Consider the following 16,143-nt stretch of genomic DNA (forward strand, 5'->3'; position numbering starts at 1 on the left):
ACCCGGTCCCATTCCGAACCCGGTAGTTAAGCCCTTCTGCGCCGATGGTACTGCACTGGTTACGGTGTGGGAGAGTAGGTCGCCGCCGAACTTACGTACAGAAGACCCCTGCGGGTCGAGCACCTCGAGTGCTCCCCGCAGGGGTCTTCTGCCATGTCCGCATCTTTTTCGGTTGCGGGCCCTGGTCTCATGGAGCCATGGACGCGGTCGTGCACCCAGACCAGGCGTCGTTCGACGCCATCGCGCACGATCGGCTCGCAGCCGATCCGGTGCGGAACACCGTCGCTCTCACCTCACTCCACTGGGCCCGCCGGCACCCCGACCCGAACCGGCCGCCGACCCTGATCACCTTCCACGACTGCGGCGAGCTCGTCGGCTCCGTCATCCGCACCCCGCCGTGGGTGGTGCAGACCGCGGACCTGCCGCTCGAAGCGCTGGAGCTCGCGGTCGACCGGCTGCGGGAGGTCGACCCGGACCTCCCCGGCGTCACCGGGCCCAGCGAGAAGTCCGAGGCGTTCGCCACAGCGTGGGGACGGCCGTTCCGCGTCACGATGTCCACCCGCCTCTACCGCTTGGGCACCCTGGCGCCCCCGGCGGTCGCGGGCTCCGGCCGGATGGCGACCGAGGACGACGTGCCGCTCCTCGCGCGGTGGCGGAAGGCGTTCGCCGAGGAGGCGTCACCGAACGCGCCCGCGCAGCCGGCCGAGGAGATCATGCGGAGCTCAGTGCGGCTCGGCAACGGTCATGCAGTCTGGGAGGCCGGCGGCACACCCGTCGCGTGGGCGGCGGCGGGCGCCCCGATCGCCGGCATGACCCGCGTCGCACCCGTCTACACGCCACCCGGACACCGCCGCCACGGCTACGGCGCTGCCGTGACCGCCATGATCACGCAGTGGGCGACCGGTCGGGGTGCGACCGCGGTCGTCCTCTTCGCCGACCTCGCCAACCCGACGTCGAACTCGATCTACCAGCGGATCGGCTACGCGCCGGTCGAGTACTGGACGGAGCACACGTGGAAGCGTTGAGCCACCAGGACATCACCGGTTTCGTGGCCACGGCCGGCGCCTTCCTCGAAGCCGACCCCGTCAACCACAGCGTGCACCTCACCGCCGTCGACGCCGCCCTCCGCGGCCACCGCCGTGCCGCCACGCTCCTCTCCCTGCACGAGAACGGAACGGTGGTCGGCGCGGTGACCAGGATGGCCGGTCGCCCGCTGCACGTCGCCGCGATGCCGCCGGCCGCCGCCCCTGCGGTGGTCGCCGCAGTGCGCGAGCACGACCCGGAGGTCAGTCAGGTCACCGGCCCCCGGGACCGGGTCGACGCGTTCCGCGCGCTGTGGCGTCCCGGCGGTCGTGAGGTCTACGTGCTGCGGCTCTACCGGCTGGGCGAGCTCGTCGAACCGGACGTCCCCGGTGCGGCCCGCCTCGCCACCGCCGCGGACGACGACCTCGTCACCGGCTGGTGGACCGACTTCGTCGAGGAGCTCGACGGGCTGCCCCGCGAGGTGGCGGCGCAACGGGCGCTGGACAGCCGGTGGATGTCCGCGGGCCACGTGCTGTGGCTCGTCGACGGTGTCCCGGTGTCCTGGGCGGCGAGCACCACCCCGGTCGGTGGCGTGTCACGCGTCGGACCGGTCTTCACCCCGCGCGAGCACCGCAGGCACGGCTACGCGGCCGCCGCCACCGCCGCGATCAGCCGGTGGGCACGGCAAGAGGGCGCCGACCACGTGGTGCTGACCGCGGATGTCCACGACCCGACGGCGAACTCCGTCTACCGGGGCATCGGCTTCCGGCACGTCTCCGATTGGTCCGAGCACAGCTGGGACTAGCCGAACAGCGCCGACTCCACGGGCCGGTTGCGCACGTGGGAAGAGAACACCAGCGACGTGGTCGTGTCGCCGTAGCGCTGCATGACCTCGACGAGCCCCTCCAGCTCGATCATCGAGCGGCACACCACGCGCAGCAGCCAGCAGTCGTCACCGGTCACGTGGTCGGCGTCGCGGACCTGCGGCAGCGCCAGCACGTGCGAGCGGAACCGCGGCGTGTCGAGCGACCGCACCCGCACCCGCACGATCGACTCGATCGGCAGTCCCAGCCGGGCCGGCGACACGACCGCCGTGTACCCGGTGATCACCCCGAGCGCCTCCAGCCGGCGCACCCGTTCGGTCACCGCGGGCGCGGACAGCGACACCTCACGGGCCAGCGCGGTGAACGACATCCGCCCGTCCTGCTGCAACAACGCGAGGATCTTCCAGTCCAGGACGTCGAGTTCCACCTGGAAATCATAGGCACAACGCCCGCAACGCCTGGACTTCCGCATGTCCACCGGTGGCGCTGACCAGCAGGATCACCACCATGACCAACGCACTGCGCTTCCCCGCCGCCGACCCGCAGGCCGCCGCCGCGTTCTTCGCCGCCGAGCTCGCGTTCGAGGCCGACCCCGACGACGTGCACCGCGACTTGGTGGACGGCACCGCACACGGGTTCGTGCTCGTCGAGACCCGCGCCCCGGAGGCGTTCGCGCGCAAGCGCATCCCCGGCGCCATCAACCTGCCCCACCGGGACCTGCCCGAGCAGCTCGACCTCGACCCGGGCCTGGTCTACGTCTGCTACTGCGAGAGCTTCCAGTGCAACGCCGCCACCAAGGGCGCGCTCGCCCTCGCCCGGCGCGGCTACCGGGTCAAGCGGCTCTCCGGCGGCATCACCGCGTGGGAGCAGGCGGGATACCCGGTCGAGGGAGACGGTCAGGTCGCGGCAGGTGTTTCGAAGGTCGCGTGTCATTGCTGAGCCCAGCCGACATAGGCTCACCGGTGTGACGTCTCCGCGTTTGCTCGTGCTGCAGCCCTCGAAGTCCGACCCGCTGGCCAAGCTGGGCGACTGGCTCCTGGCCGACGGCGTCGAGCTCGACCTGGTCATGCTGCCGGAGGCGTCGGCACCGGCGAACCTCGACGGCTACCAGGGCGTGATCTGCCTCGGCGGTGAGATGGGCGCACTGGACGACCTCGACCACCCGTGGCTCGCCGACGTGCGGAAACTGCTGTCGAGCGCCGTCGCGAAGCGGCTGCCGACCCTCGCCATCTGCCTGGGGGCGCAGCTGCTCGCGGCGGCCACCGGCGGGCAGGTGCGCAAGGGCCCGAAGGGGCCGGAGGTCGGGGTCCTGCTGGTGGCCAAGCGGGACGTGGCGGCGAACGATCCGCTGTTCGCGGACCTGCCGTTCACCCCGGACGTGCTGCAGTTCCACAACGACGAGGTGCACCTGCTGCCGCCCGGCGCGGAACTGCTCGCGGCGTCCCCGAAATACCCGAACCAAGCCTTTCGGGTCGGAACGAGTGCCTATGGCCTGCAGTTCCACATCGAGACGACTCCGGAAATCGTCTTGAACTGGGCGGCCAAAGACCCTGAATCCGCGGCGTGTGCACGATCACACCACTTCGACCCCGAGTTTCTCGCCGAGGCGCACCGCGACTTCGAGGAGGTCTGGCACCCGTTCGTGCGCAGATTCGCCATGTTGGTGCGGGGAGAACTGTCGCCCGTGGGCGGTTTGAGGACACAACTTCCGTTGGTGTGACGTTACTTTCGTAGGTTTTAAGACTTCCTCCGTTGGCGGTACCGTAACCTCCTGGACAGCTTGTTCGATCCAGCCGGAGGATCATTGTGGATCCCGCTCTTGTAGTGATCATCGTCGTTGTCACTGCTCTCATCTTCGACTTCACCAACGGGTTCCACGACACGGCCAACGCCATGGCCACCTCCATCGCCACGGGTGCGCTGAAGCCCCGCACGGCGGTCGCGTTGTCGGCGGTGCTCAACCTCGTCGGCGCTTTTCTGTCCGTTGAGGTCGCCAAGACCATCTCCGGTGGCATCGTCGACGACGCCAAGATCACGCCCGCGATCATCTTCGGCGGGCTGGTCGGCGCGATCATGTGGAACCTCGTCACCTGGTACGTCGGCCTGCCGTCGAGCTCGTCGCACGCGCTGTTCGGCGGACTGATCGGCGCGGCCTGGGTCTCCTCCGGCGTGGACGCCATCCACTTCGCCAAGGTCGTCGACAAGGTGCTGGTCCCCGCGATCGTCGCGCCGCTGGTCGCGGGTCTCGTCGCGGCCATCGCCACGATCGTCGTCTACCGGCTCAAGAAGGCGGCGGACCCGCGTGTCTCGCACACCGGCTTCAAGGTCGGGCAGGTCGCCTCGGCGTCACTGGTGTCCCTCGCGCACGGCACGAACGACGCCCAGAAGACGATGGGCATCATCACGCTGGCGCTGATCACGTCCGGCTCGCTCGCCCCCGGCTCGGCCCCTCCCACCTGGGTCATCATCAGCGCCGGTGTCGCGATCGCACTCGGCACCTACCTCGGCGGCTGGCGCATCACCCACACCCTGGGCCGCGGCCTGACCACCATCGAGCCCGCGCAGGGCTTCGCGGCGCAGACGTCGACCGCGACCGCGATCCTCGCGTCGTCGCACCTCGGGTTCGCGCTGTCCACCACGCACGTCGCGTCCGGCGGCATCATGGGCTCCGGTCTCGGCCGCGACCGCCGCGGCGTCAAGTGGGGCACCATGGGCAAGATGGCCGGTGGCTGGCTGCTCACGCTGCCCGCCGCGGGCATCGTCGGCGCCATCGCCGGCAAGTGGGCCTCCAGCGGCACCGCGGGTGTCATCGGCGTCGCCGTGATCGGTGGCGCGGTGTCGATCGGCATCTGGGTGCTGTCGCGGCGTGAGCCGGTCAAGCCCGAGCACATCGTCGACGAGGTCGCCGCGCAGGCCGAGCTGCACAAGGTGGCGGCATGACCGTCAACTGGGTCGCGCTGCTGCAGGTCTTCGGTGCCACGCTGCTGGTCACCGTGCTCGTGGTGACGTTGTTCGTCGTGGGCATCCGGGCGTTGTCGGGCAACCGCAAGGCCGGTGCGTACGCGAGCTTCGCCGGTTGTGTCGCCGTGGTGCTCTACGGGCTCTCCCTGATCGTGTTCTAGTTCCAGCCGCGCGACGACTAGGTTGGTTCGTGATGAGCGAACCAGGTCGCGCCGCCTCACCAGCCAGATTCGGGCTCACCGAGCCGCGCAGCGAGGAAGTGCTGCGCGGCCTCGGCCTGTACGCCGACCGCCGTCCCGCGGACGGTGCCGAACCGGTGCTCGCCGCGCTCTCCCGCTGCCCCGACCCCGACCTCGCGTTGCGCGGGCTGGAACGGCTGCGGGAGGTCGCCGACTGGGCCCCGCTGTCGGAGGCGCTGCACACCGACGTCGTCGTGCGCGGCCGGCTGCTCGCGGTGCTCGGCTCCTCGACGGCCCTGTCGGACTTCCTCGTCGTGAACCCGGACCGGTGGCGTTCGCTCACCGGACCGGTGGACGTGACGTTGCCCGCCGAGGGCGTCCTGCGCACCGAGTACCGGGCGAAGCTGCTGCTCATCGCGGCCAACGACGTGGCGCACGTGGTCGAACCGGACCTGCCGTACGTGCCGTACGACACCGTTGCCGAGCAGCTGTCCGACCTCGCGGTGTCGGCGCTGCGGCGGTCGCTGGAGCTGGCCGGGGAGAAGGTGAGCGGCGTCGAGAAGTGCCGGCTCGCGGTGATCGCGATGGGCAAGTGCGGTGCGAACGAGCTGAACTACGTCAGCGACGTCGACGTGGTGTTCGTCGCCGAGGGCGACCTCGGCGTGGCGACCCGGCTGGCCAGCACGATGATGCAGATTGCAGGCCACTCGTGCTTCGAGGTCGACGCGGCGCTGCGCCCGGAGGGCAAGGCGGGCGCGCTGGTCCGCACCCTCGACGGGCACGCCTCCTACTACAGGAAGTGGGCGCGGACCTGGGAGTTCCAGGCGCTGCTGAAGGCCCGCCCGGTCGCGGGTGACGCCGAGCTCGGCCAGTCCTACCTGGACGTCGTGCGCCCGTACGTGTGGACGGCGGCTGAGCGGGAGAACTTCGTCGAGGACGTGCAGGCCATGCGCCGCCGCGTCGAGGACCACGTCCCGACCGGGCTCGCCGAACGGGAGCTGAAGCTCGGCCGCGGCGGGCTGCGCGACGTCGAGTTCGCCGTGCAGCTGCTGCAGCTCGTGCACGGGCGCTCGGACGAGGAGCTGCGGATCCAGGCGACGACCGCCGCGCTGGCCGCGCTCGGCAAGGGCGGGTACGTCGGGCGCAACGACGCCGCGGACTTCGGCCGCTCGTACCGTTTCCTGCGCACCCTGGAGCACCGGCTGCAGCTGCAACGGCTGCTGCGCACCCACCTCTTCCCCGCCGACGACGACACGGCGGCGTTGCGCTGGCTCGCCCGGTCCATCGGGCTGGCCGCCGACGGGCAGCGCTCGGAGGGCCAGGTGCTGCTCGCGGAGTTCCGCAGGCACGCGAACCAGGTCCGGCGGCTGCACGAGAAGCTGTTCTACCGTCCGCTGCTGCAGGCCGTGGCGGGCGTGCCGACCGAGGCGCTGCGGCTCACCACGAAGGAGGCAGTGGCCCGGCTCGCCGCGCTCGGCTACACCTCACCCGACGGCGCGTTGCGGCACATCCAGGCGCTGACCCACGGCATGTCCCGGCGGGCGCGCATCCAGGGCGCTCTGCTGCCCGTGCTGCTCGACCTGTTCGCCGGCACACCCGACCCGGACGGCGGGCTGCTCGCCTACCGCAAGGTGTCCGAGGCGCTCGCGGAGACACCCTGGTACCTGCGGCTGCTGCGGGACGAGGGTGCCGTCGTCGAACGGCTCGCGGTGCTGCTCGGCACGTCCCGGCTGGTGCCGGACCTGCTGGTGCGCGCACCGGAGGTGCTGCGGCTGCTCGCCGACACCGAGGCGCTGGTCGGACGCGACCCGCTGACCGTCGGCAACCCGCTGCGCAGCGCCGTGTCGCGGCACCCCGAGCTGGCGCGGGCGGTGGCGGCCGCGCGGTCGTTGCGGCGCCACGAGCTGCTGCGCATCGCCGCGGCCGACCTGCTGGGCCTGATGCCGCTGGAGACGGTGTGCGTGTCGCTGTCCGAGGTGTGGGTGGCGGTGCTGCAGAGCGCGCTCGACGCGGCCGTGCGGTCCGCCGGTGAACCGCTGGCGGCGCTGGCCGTGATCGGCATGGGCCGGCTCGGCGGCCGGGAGCTCGGGTACGGCTCGGACGCGGACGTGCTGTTCGTGTGCCGGCCGTTCGAGGGCGTGACCGACGCCGAGGCCGCGAAGTGGGCCAGCGGCGTCGTCGAGAACATCCGGCGGCTGCTCGGCGCCTCCTCGCAGGACCCGCCGCTGCAGGTGGACGCCGACCTGCGGCCGGAGGGGCGGCAGGGACCGCTCGTGCGGACGTTCGACTCCTACCGCGCCTACTACGACAAGTGGGCCGAGGTGTGGGAGAAGCAGGCGCTGCTGCGGGCCAGGTTCATCGCGGGTGACACCGCACTGGGGGCGGAGTTCGAGGCGTTGATCGAACCGCTGCGGTACCCGGCCGACGGGCTCGACGCGGCATCGGTGCGGGAGGTCCGGCGCATCAAGGCGCGGGTCGACGCCGAACGGCTGCCGCGCGGCGCCGACCCCAGCACCCACACCAAGCTCGGCCGCGGCGGGCTCGCCGACGTCGAGTGGACCGTGCAGCTGTTGCAGCTGCAGCACTCCGGTGCCGTGCCCGGCCTGCGCACACCGTCCACGATGGCGGCGATGGCGGCCGCGGTGGAGGCGGGACTGCTGACCCAGGACGACGCGACCGAGCTGACCACGGCGTGGAACCTCGCGACGCGCGCCCGCAACGCCGTGACGCTGGTGCGCGGCAAGGCCTCCGACCAGCTGCCGACCTCGGGCCGCGACCTGGTCGCCGTCGCCTCCGTCATGGGGTACCCGCCCGGCGGTGACCCCGGCGAGTTCCTGGAGGAGTACCGCCGCACCACCCGCCGTGCCCGTGCGGTGGCGGAGCGTGTCTTCTACGGTGAGGGACTGTGAAGGCGATTGCGCTCACCGAGTTCGGTGACCCCGAGGTCATGACGTGGCAGGACCTGCCCGATCCGCTGCTCGGCCCCGACCAGGTGCTGGTGGAGGTCAAAGCGGCGGGGGTGAACCCGGTGGACTCCAAGATCCGCGCCGGGTACCTGCGGGGGCTGATGCCGCACCACACGCCGTTGATCCCCGGCTGGGACGTGGCCGGTGTGGTGCGCGCCGTCGGGATCGGCGTGCGGGACTGGCAACCCGGCGACGAGGTCCTCGCCTACGCCCGCAAGGACCACGTGCAGTTCGGTGCCTACGCCGAGCTGATCTCGCTGCCGGACCGCGTGGTCGCGCGCAAGCCATCCACTGTGGACTTCGTGACGGCGGCCGCGCTGCCGCTGGCCGGGCTGACGGCGTTGCAGTCGCTCAAGGCCGTCGGCGCCGGCGAGGAAGATGTCGTGCTGGTGCACGCGGCCGCGGGCGGTGTCGGCCACCTGCAGGTGCAGCTCGCCCGTGAGCTGGGTGCCGCGCGGGTGCTCGGCACGGCGTCACCGCGCAACCACGACTTCGTGCGGTCACTGGGCGCCGAACCGGTCGCGTACGGAGACGCGCTGGTCGACGCGGTGGCCGAGCTCGTAGGCGGTGACGGCAAGGTCGACGCGGTGCTCGACAACGTCGGCGGGGTGGCGTTCGACCAGTCGTTGCGGCTGGTGCGCGACCGGGCGCGGATGACGTCCATTGTGGATGGGCCGCGGGCACTGGAACACGGTGTGACGAACACGTGGGCGCGGCCGAACGCGGAACAGACGCAGTGGCTGGTCGACCTGGTCGCCGCCGGCGCGCTGGAGGTCGAGGTGCAGCGGACGTTCCCGCTGGCGGAAGCGGTTGCGGCACACCGGTTGCTGGACGGCGGCCACGTGCGCGGCAAGGTCGTGCTGACGGTCTAGCCCGGCGGTGCGGGCAGGAGAACGAGGTGTGGGGGCACGCCGGGGCGGCGTGCCCCCTTCGTGCTGCTCAGTCCTCGTCCTCGTCGGGGTCGACTGCGGGAGCGTTGCTGTAGACCTCGACCACCCACTCCTCCTCCAGCGACTCGCCGTCTTCGGCGTCGGGCACGAGGCGGTTGTAGACCCGGACACCGAGATCGAGCACGTCAGCGGCCTGGACCGCTTCGATCGCCTCGGCGGCGGAGTCGACGATTTGCGTGGTGAGCAGCTGCGGGGCCGTGAACTCGGCGACATCTTCAGACACGCGCGGACCCTAGCGCATTGACGTTTCACCCGATCGAGATGAGACTGGCTGCGCTCAGTGGGGGAGCTGTGCCTTGTCGCGGGGGTTGAACAGAGGAAGTCATGCAGCATCGCAGGGTCACGCGCCGAGGTAAGACGGTGATCGCCATCGGGTCGGTCGCTGCCGTCGTGCTCGCACTGCTCGGAGTGATCCAGTTCATGCTGAGCGGCGAGAACTCCGCGGCGCACCCCAACGTCACGACCACGACGACCACCGCGGACGACCTCTCCACCCCGGACGCCGCACTGGACACCACCGAGCCGTCCGCCGACGTCAAGGTCACCACCGGCTCGTTCAAACAGCAGCGCGGCATGCTCACGATCGAGGTCACTCGAGTAGAAGCCGCGAACGGCCGCATCAAACTCTTCGTGACGGCAACGAACGCCTCCCAGGCCCGCATGACCCTCCCCGTCGACGGCATCGCCGTGCTCGACGACCTGAAGCGCACCTACACCGCCGCGAGCAGCAAGTGGGAAGGCCCCGTCACCCAGGGCAGCTCCACCTCGGGCACCGTCGTCCTCGACGAGAAGCTCGGCGCCGGCGTGAACTCGCTCACGCTGACGTTCTCGTCGATCTCCGGCCAGTTCGCCCCGACCGGCGCCGCCGTCTCCGTCGCCGGTATCCCGCTCCCGAAGTGATTGCCGAAAACCCCGGCGACCCGGACCGCTGACCGGGCTACCGTGGCCACGTGAAGTACCTGTTCTTCTGGGGCCACCAGCCCGAACGCGACGGCACGATCGGCCGCGGCTGCCTCTCCCAGTGGTGGCCGTGCTCGTTCGTCGTTGACGGGCAACGCTTTGCGTCCGCCGAGCACTACATGATGTGGCGCAAAGCGTTGCTGTTCGGGGACTCCGGTGTCGCCACCCGAGTCCTCCAGGCCGCTTCCCCCGCCGAGGCCAAGGCCCTGGGCCGTGTCGTCACCGGTTTCTCCGACGACGAGTGGGTCGCGACCCGGATGGAGATCGTCGTCACCGGCAACCTGGCGAAGTTCTCCCAGGACCCCGCCCTGTCCGCGTACCTGCTGGGCACCGGCACCCGCGTGCTCGTCGAGGCCAGCCCGCTGGACCGCGTGTGGGGCATCGGCCTGGCCGCGGACGACCCGCGCACGGCGGACCCGTCGTCGTGGCGGGGGCTGAACCTGCTCGGCGAGGCCCTGATGGAGGTGCGCACCCAGCTCGCCGCGGCGTGACGTCGAACCAGTCCACTTCGGACGAGACGGCTCACCGGGAGGCCGTGGCCGGTCGCAGCATGGCGGGGTGCAGCGTGGTCACCGGACCAGCCCTGAACAGCCCCGCCGGTCGGCCGCCCTGCCGGGTGGTCTGCTCGCCGGTGGGAACGAGCACGCCGTCGGCGCCGGTGATCTTGCGGTGGAAGTTGCGCTGGTCGAGTGGTTCGCCCCAGACGATCTCGTACACCTGACGCAGCTCGGCGACGGTGAACTCCGGCGGGCAGAACCGCGTCGCGAGCGTCGTGTACTCGAGCTTGCTCCTGGCCTGCTCGACCGCGTCGGCGACGATCCGCTTGTGGTCGAAGGCGAGCTCGGTGCGCGGATCGAGAACATCCTTCGTGGGCACCCACGCCGCTGCCCGCGCGTCTCCGCCCGCGCTCGGCCAGGGCAGGTCCGGGATGAACGCCAGGTAGCACACCGCGACCACCCGTCCGCGCGGGTCACGACCTGGCGTGCCGTAGGTGCGCATCTGTTCCAGGTGCACCTGGTCGAGGTCGAGTCCCGTCTCCTCGGCGAGCTCCCGCGCCGCCGCGGTGTCGAGGTCCTCCTCCTCGTCGTCGAGGAAGCCTCCCGGCAGTGCCTGCAACCCGAGCCACGGTTCGATGCCGCGTTCGACCAGCAAGATCTGCAACGAGCCGTTCCGGACGGTCAGCACCGCGAGGTCGACCGCGATGGCAACCGTCGGTATCGGCCTCGTGCGGTCGGACATGCTTGGCCCTTCCTCTCAGAGTGGTCTGACCTGCGCAAACGTGCGCAGGATGATAACTCCGCGCATGGGTCCATTCGTGTGAAGGCTATTTACGTCAGGTTGACGTAAACGGATCCGGGTGGCTAGCGTCAGTCGCGGCGCCGCACTTCCAATCCACCGCTGGTGGAGTCACCTCGCGCATCACCGCGACCGGCTCGTGCTGGGGGAACCATGATCGTCATCCTGACCGCGCTCAACGTCGAGCAGGACGCCGTGCTGGAACATCTGATCGATCTCGAGGTGCGTCGGCACGCGTCAGGCACGGTCTTCGACGTGGGCACGCTTGCCGGCCACCCGGAGCACCGCATCGCGGTGGGCATCACCGGACCGGGCACCACGACCGCGGCGGTGCTCACCGAACGGGCGAAAGCCGAGTTCGCGCCCGCCGCGATGATGTTCGTGGGAGTGGCCGGCGGACGCAGCGGCAAGCTCGCCATCGGCGACGTGGTCGTGGGAACGAAGGTCTACTCCTACCAGGGCGGCCGCAGCCAGGACGACGGGTTCAAGGTGCGGCCGCGGTCCTGGGAGATCTCGCACCGGCTCGACCAGACCGCCCGCAGGCTGCTGCGGCAGGACGCCTGGTACCGCTTCCTGCCGGAGGACGCCCGCGATCAACGCCCGAAGGTGGCATTCGGTCCCATCGCGGTGGGCGACGTCGTCCTGGACTCCACCACGTCGGAGATCGCCCGCCGGATCGACGAGTCCTACAACGACGCGATCGCCGTGGAGATGGAGGGCTCCGGATTCGCGCATGCCGCAGCGTTGAGCGACCAGTTGCCCGTTGTCGTGGTGCGGGGGATCAGCGACCGCGCCGACGGCACCAAGCGAGCCACCGACCGCGAGGACAACCAGCCGACCGCCGCTCGCAACGCCGCCGCTTTCGCCGTGGCACTGGCAGCCGCGCTCGACCCGGAACCGGCGGACGTGCACTCCGACGCGACGCAGCCCGGTCTGCCGGCGATCCACAACCGCAACGTCGCGCGGGACAACGCACAAGTCGGCCAGCAGATCGGCGTGAGCTTCGGCGCCGTCAACTGGAACAGGGGAAGGGGATGACCGCCGGCGGCAGCGGTTCCCCCCGGTTCGAGAACCAGAACCAGGCGTCCGGTGATGCCCAGGTCGGTCAGCAGATCGGTGTGCAGTTCCAGGAATCGGTGAAGCTGTACACGACGATCTACAACTACAGCTGGGACGATCCGCCCGAGCGCAAGCACGAGGTGGCTGTGCAGTTGCTGGAGGGCGGCAATCCGCGCGAGGCGGAAGTGTTGTTCCGCAGCCTTGTCAAAGGCGGCGACCTCACCTCCCGGCGCGCTTACCTGTACGTCCTGTCCATTCTCAGCGAACGCTCGTTCATCGAGATCACCGCCGAGCTCACCGATGAGATCCACCACGTGCAGAAGCTCTGCGCCTCATTGCCGGCCGACCGGTGGACCGCCGCGTTCGAGGTCGTGTTGACGGTGCTCGGACACGCACACGCGACGTTCGACGGCGACACCGATGAGCGGGAGCTGGACTCCTACCGCGCGCTCGACAGCGAGCGGCAGCTGGAGATCGACCGCCACCTCGACCTCATCCTCAGCGGCGCGGCGCAGGAGAGGCTCGCGGCACAACGCAAGCGGAAGATCGCTGACGAGCGGATGGGCGGTGGCAGGGTGGACCGCGCGTGGAAGTTCTTCGAGGCCAACCCCCAGCCACCGAAGGCGTACCGGCCGGTGCCGTCCCGCTCGAACGCGTTGCCCTGGCGGTACGCCCTGGCCGGATCCGCGGTGACGGTACTGACCTCGATGTCCATCGTGGACGACCCCGTCCTGCCGCTCGGGTGGCTCGGCATCGCGTTGTGGTTGTTCGGCCTCTGGGCGACGTTCCGCGGAACGGTGACCCACGAGACCTACCTCCTGGACGCCGCGACTACGCGGGCCGAGTTCTCCGCCCGGCACGAGGAAGGGGTCGAGGAGCCGAGCACGAAGCTCGACGACCTCGTCGAACACCGCTTCCGCCTGCACGACAAGACCGCTGACTGGCTCGGCTTCACCGCTGGATATCGCGAGCACCTCAAACGCAGGCTGCACGCCCAGTACTCCGACACGACCATGCACCACGGCGAGGTGACCTGGCTGGTCGACTGGCACGTCAAGCGCATCGCGGCCGCATTCACGTCCCGCGAGCCGTACGACCGCGTGCCGCTTCCGCCCGGGACGGGTCGTGCGCGCCTGCTCCGGGCTCTCGGCCTGATGGCAGGGGGCGTCGGCTTGTTCCTGCTGGTGCGGGACGGCCATGCGCAGGCGCTGTTGCTGGGCGCCGCCTACTTCGCCGCGGTGGGCGCTGCCCAGCTGCGCGCACGACCCGAGGCGCGGATCCTCCTCGCCCGGCGCGCCGAAGCGCTCCTCGAGCAGGAGCTCGCGGTCTACGAGGACTGGCAGCGCACCTTGGCCGACCGGCCCTCGGACGCGGAGATGGCCCGCTGGTTGGCGTTGGACAAGCTCCACCTCAAGGACAAGGCCCTGCGTCACGCCGATCTCAACGAACGGGACCTGGTGACCCACGTGGTCCTCACCGAACGGGTCGACTTCGCGCGCCGCAGCCGGGTCACCAAGGGGCCACCCCGCTACGAGCGCTACCACGTGCAGATCTTCCTGCTCACCCGCTACGGCATGCGCTCGGTGCGGACGCTGCTGAACTTCAAAGACGGCACCACTCGCAACGAGAAACGCGAGATGTTCCCGTACGACGCGGTGGCCTCGGCGTCCATCGACGAGAAGGACGGCCCTGGGAGCCGGGTGTTCGAGCTGACCCTCGTCAACGGGACGAAGATCGCGGAAGTGAAGGAGAACCGCAGGAACGCGGTGGACGTGGAGCAGGACGGCGCCGACGACCTCGACCTGCCGGCCAACCGGAACGCAGGCTTCGACAGCGCTCTTCGCGTGCTGGAGGCCGTGGCGTCGGAGGGACGCGACTGGATCGTGCGAGACGAGGAACGCAAACGGCGCTGGGCGCGCAACTGGAGCCGCTGAGCCTGAACCGCTCGCTCGCCCTCGACGTGTGTCGGTGTGTACCGACGACCTGGATGCGGTCTGCACGACCTCGCCAGAGGGAGAGAAGATGTTCAGCTACACAGGACCGGCCCGGCTCATCTACGCGGACGGCAGGTCGGCAGAGCTGGACCGGGTGGACCTGATCGAAACGGTGACCGGTGGTTTCTGGCAGTTGTCCGGTGCGGGCACGGCCGCGGAGGAGCTCAGCGGTGGTGAGGCCCGGATCAAACTGGTGACCGGGGGCGAGGCCGACGTCGTGGTGTCCAACGTGCGGATGAGCAACGGTGCACGTGGGCTGTCGTGCAGTGTGACGTTGCTCAGCTCCGAGGCTCCGCCGCCGGTAACGGCGTGATGAGATGGGGCGAACTGCACGACCAAGGCCGAGGGCCGGGTGACTGTCACAGTCACCCGGCCCTCGGCCTTCGTTCGATCAGGCGGCCCGGCTGGGGCTTCAACCGGTGAAACTGCTGGTCAAAACCCCGCGCCGATCACACGTCGTAGTACAGCGCGAACTCGTAGGGGTTCGGGCGCAGGCGCAGCGGGTCGATCTCCTCGGAGCGCTTGTACGAGATCCAGGTGTCGATCACGTCCGGCGTGAACACGCCGCCCTCGAGCAGGAACTCGTGGTCGGCCTCCAGGTTGTCCAGCACCGCGTCGAGGGTGGCCGGGACCTGCTTGACGTCGCGGGCCTCCTCGGGCGGCAGCTCGTAGAGGTCCTTGTCGATCGGGGCCGGCGGCTCGATCTTGTTCTTCACGCCGTCGAGGCCCGCCATGACCATCGCCGAGAACGCGAGGTACGGGTTGCCCGAGGAGTCGGGGCAGCGGAACTCGATGCGCTTGGCCTTCGGGTTGTTGCCCGTGATCGGGATGCGCACGCACGCCGAGCGGTTGCGCTGGGAGTAGACCAGCGACACCGGGGCCTCGTAGCCGGGGACCAGGCGGTGGTAGGAGTTCACCGTGGGGTTGGTGAACGCCAGCAGCGACGGCGCGTGGTGCAGGATGCCGCCGATGTAGTGGCGGGCGGTGTCGGACAGGCCCGCGTAGCCGCTCTCGTCGTGGAACAGCGGCGCGCCGTCCTTCCACAGCGACTGGTGCGTGTGCATGCCCGAGCCGTTGTCGCCGAACAGCGGCTTCGGCATGAAGGTGACGGTCTTGCCGGCCTGCCAGGCGGTGTTCTTGATGATGTACTTGAACAGCATCAGGTCGTCCGCGGCGTGCAGCAGCGTGTTGAACTTGTAGTTGATCTCGGCCTGGCCGCCGGTGCCGACCTCGTGGTGGGCGCGCTCGACCGTGAAGCCCTGGGCCTCCATGTTGAGGACCATCTGGTCGCGCAGGTCGGCGTAGTGGTCGTTCGGGGTGACCGGGAAGTACCCGCCCTTGTACTTGACCTTGTAGCCGAGGTTGCCGCCCTCTTCCTCACGGCCGGTGTTCCACCAGCCGGAGACCGCGTCGATCTTGTGGAACGAGGAGTTCCCGGTGGTGTCGAACTGGATCGAGTCGAAGATGTAGAACTCGGCCTCGGCACCGAAGTACGCGGTGTCCGCGATGCCCGAGTCGGTGATGTACTGCTCGGCCTTGCGCGCGATGTTGCGCGGGTCACGGCTGTACGCCTCACGCGTGAACGGGTCGTGCACGAAGAAGTTGACGATCAGCGTCTTCTCGATGCGGAACGGGTCCACACGCGCCGTGTACAGGTCGGGCAGCAGCAGCATGTCCGACTCGTGGATCGACTGGAAGCCACGCACGGAGGAGCCGTCGAAGGCAAGACCCTCTTCGATCGCGTCGGCGTCGAACGCCTTGGCCGGCAGCGTGAAGTGCTGCATCACGCCGGGCAGGTCGCTGAACCGCACGTCGACGAACTTGACACCCTCGTCGGTGATGAACTTCAGCACCTCGTCGGAATTCTTGAACACCCTCGTCGACTCCTTGGCTATGGAATACGGCTGGCCATCACGAGCGACCGTATGTCG

At 69.9% G+C, this 16,143-nt stretch carries 17 protein-coding genes and 1 rRNA gene; 14 read left to right on the forward strand and 4 right to left on the reverse strand.

The features are described from left to right. The 3 genes from rrf to ACZ7CD_RS29385 form a co-directional block, all read left to right on the forward strand. Positions 1–91: ribosomal RNA gene (rrf, locus tag ACZ7CD_RS29375) — 5S ribosomal RNA — on the forward strand; the annotation flags it as partial. 106 nt (positions 92–197) lie between these two features. Then, complete coding sequence (locus tag ACZ7CD_RS29380) at positions 198–1,025, forward strand: GNAT family N-acetyltransferase (protein ID WP_470380163.1); 828 nt, start codon at positions 198–200, stop codon at positions 1,023–1,025. Then, positions 1,013–1,828: a GNAT family N-acetyltransferase gene (locus tag ACZ7CD_RS29385; RefSeq protein ID WP_470380164.1), complete on the forward strand. Its 816-nt coding sequence runs from the start codon at positions 1,013–1,015 to the stop codon at positions 1,826–1,828. The genes ACZ7CD_RS29380 and ACZ7CD_RS29385 overlap by 13 nt, the downstream gene beginning before the upstream one ends. On the opposite strand, the gene ACZ7CD_RS29390 is transcribed toward ACZ7CD_RS29385, so the two are convergent. Further along, on the reverse strand, positions 1,825–2,274 hold the full coding sequence (locus ACZ7CD_RS29390; RefSeq protein WP_470371473.1) for an Lrp/AsnC family transcriptional regulator: 450 nt from the start codon (positions 2,272–2,274) through the stop codon (positions 1,825–1,827). The two genes, ACZ7CD_RS29385 and ACZ7CD_RS29390, sit on opposite strands and share 4 nt — an antisense overlap. 80 nt (positions 2,275–2,354) lie before the next feature. Here ACZ7CD_RS29390 and ACZ7CD_RS29395 point away from each other — a divergent pair, with 80 nt between their 5' ends. The 6 genes from ACZ7CD_RS29395 (at position 2,355) to ACZ7CD_RS29420 (ending at position 8,825) form a co-directional block, all read left to right on the forward strand. Continuing rightward, positions 2,355–2,786 carry a rhodanese-like domain-containing protein gene (locus tag ACZ7CD_RS29395; RefSeq protein ID WP_360401450.1) on the forward strand — a complete coding sequence of 144 codons (432 nt, stop codon included), beginning with the start codon at positions 2,355–2,357 and terminating at the stop codon, positions 2,784–2,786. 25 nt (positions 2,787–2,811) lie between these two features. Next, positions 2,812–3,567 carry a type 1 glutamine amidotransferase gene (locus ACZ7CD_RS29400; RefSeq protein ID WP_470380165.1) on the forward strand — a complete coding sequence of 252 codons (756 nt, stop codon included), beginning with the start codon at positions 2,812–2,814 and terminating at the stop codon, positions 3,565–3,567. 86 nt (positions 3,568–3,653) lie between these two features. After that, complete coding sequence (locus tag ACZ7CD_RS29405) at positions 3,654–4,787, forward strand: inorganic phosphate transporter (protein ID WP_360401444.1); 1,134 nt, start codon at positions 3,654–3,656, stop codon at positions 4,785–4,787. Then, positions 4,784–4,969: a hypothetical protein gene (locus ACZ7CD_RS29410; protein WP_360401441.1), complete on the forward strand. Its 186-nt coding sequence runs from the start codon at positions 4,784–4,786 to the stop codon at positions 4,967–4,969. The genes ACZ7CD_RS29405 and ACZ7CD_RS29410 overlap by 4 nt, the downstream gene beginning before the upstream one ends. Positions 4,970–5,001: 32 nt before the next feature. Further along, positions 5,002–7,896, forward strand: a complete 2,895-nt coding sequence (locus ACZ7CD_RS29415; RefSeq protein ID WP_470380166.1) for a bifunctional [glutamine synthetase] adenylyltransferase/[glutamine synthetase]-adenylyl-L-tyrosine phosphorylase — start codon at positions 5,002–5,004, stop codon at positions 7,894–7,896. Further along, positions 7,893–8,825, forward strand: coding sequence for an NADP-dependent oxidoreductase (locus ACZ7CD_RS29420; RefSeq protein WP_458434238.1), 933 nt, complete (start codon positions 7,893–7,895; stop codon positions 8,823–8,825). The genes ACZ7CD_RS29415 and ACZ7CD_RS29420 overlap by 4 nt, the downstream gene beginning before the upstream one ends. A 67-nt stretch (positions 8,826–8,892) precedes the next feature. Here the strand turns inward: ACZ7CD_RS29420 and ACZ7CD_RS29425 are convergent, their stop codons facing one another. Further along, the gene (locus ACZ7CD_RS29425; protein WP_360401432.1) at positions 8,893–9,126 is read right to left on the reverse strand and encodes a hypothetical protein; all 234 of its coding nucleotides are present in this window, start codon (positions 9,124–9,126) and stop codon (positions 8,893–8,895) included. Positions 9,127–9,263: 137 nt separating this feature from the next. On the opposite strand from ACZ7CD_RS29425, the gene ACZ7CD_RS29430 reads away from it, so the two are divergent. Both ACZ7CD_RS29430 and ACZ7CD_RS29435 read left to right on the forward strand, forming a co-directional pair. Then, positions 9,264–9,803 carry a hypothetical protein gene (locus ACZ7CD_RS29430; protein ID WP_458434237.1) on the forward strand — a complete coding sequence of 180 codons (540 nt, stop codon included), beginning with the start codon at positions 9,264–9,266 and terminating at the stop codon, positions 9,801–9,803. Between the two features lie 50 nt (positions 9,804–9,853). Next, the gene (locus tag ACZ7CD_RS29435; protein ID WP_470380167.1) at positions 9,854–10,354 is read left to right on the forward strand and encodes an NADAR family protein; all 501 of its coding nucleotides are present in this window, start codon (positions 9,854–9,856) and stop codon (positions 10,352–10,354) included. A gap of 31 nt (positions 10,355–10,385) precedes the next feature. Here the strand turns inward: ACZ7CD_RS29435 and ACZ7CD_RS29440 are convergent, their stop codons facing one another. Next, entirely contained in the window at positions 10,386–11,102 is a 717-nt protein-coding gene (locus tag ACZ7CD_RS29440) for an NUDIX hydrolase (protein ID WP_470380168.1), read from the reverse strand. A 210-nt stretch (positions 11,103–11,312) separates the two neighbouring features. On the opposite strand from ACZ7CD_RS29440, the gene ACZ7CD_RS29445 reads away from it, so the two are divergent. The 3 genes from ACZ7CD_RS29445 to ACZ7CD_RS29455 all read left to right on the forward strand — a co-directional run bounded on the left by ACZ7CD_RS29445 (position 11,313) and on the right by ACZ7CD_RS29455 (position 14,525). After that, positions 11,313–12,197 (forward strand): 5'-methylthioadenosine/S-adenosylhomocysteine nucleosidase family protein, encoded by an 885-nt coding sequence (locus ACZ7CD_RS29445; RefSeq protein WP_470380169.1) that lies wholly within the window; start codon positions 11,313–11,315, stop codon positions 12,195–12,197. Then, a complete protein-coding gene (locus tag ACZ7CD_RS29450) occupies positions 12,194–14,152 on the forward strand; it encodes a hypothetical protein (RefSeq protein WP_470380170.1) in 1,959 nt (652 codons plus the stop codon). The genes ACZ7CD_RS29445 and ACZ7CD_RS29450 overlap by 4 nt, the downstream gene beginning before the upstream one ends. A gap of 88 nt (positions 14,153–14,240) precedes the next feature. Continuing rightward, entirely contained in the window at positions 14,241–14,525 is a 285-nt protein-coding gene (locus tag ACZ7CD_RS29455; RefSeq protein ID WP_470380171.1) for a hypothetical protein, read from the forward strand. Between the two features lie 136 nt (positions 14,526–14,661). On the opposite strand, the gene glnA is transcribed toward ACZ7CD_RS29455, so the two are convergent. After that, on the reverse strand, positions 14,662–16,086 hold the full coding sequence (gene glnA, locus ACZ7CD_RS29460; RefSeq protein ID WP_360401411.1) for a type I glutamate--ammonia ligase: 1,425 nt from the start codon (positions 16,084–16,086) through the stop codon (positions 14,662–14,664). Positions 16,087–16,143: the final 57 nt, after the last annotated feature.

The sequence above is a fragment of the Lentzea sp. NPDC036949 genome, from assembly GCF_055608075.1.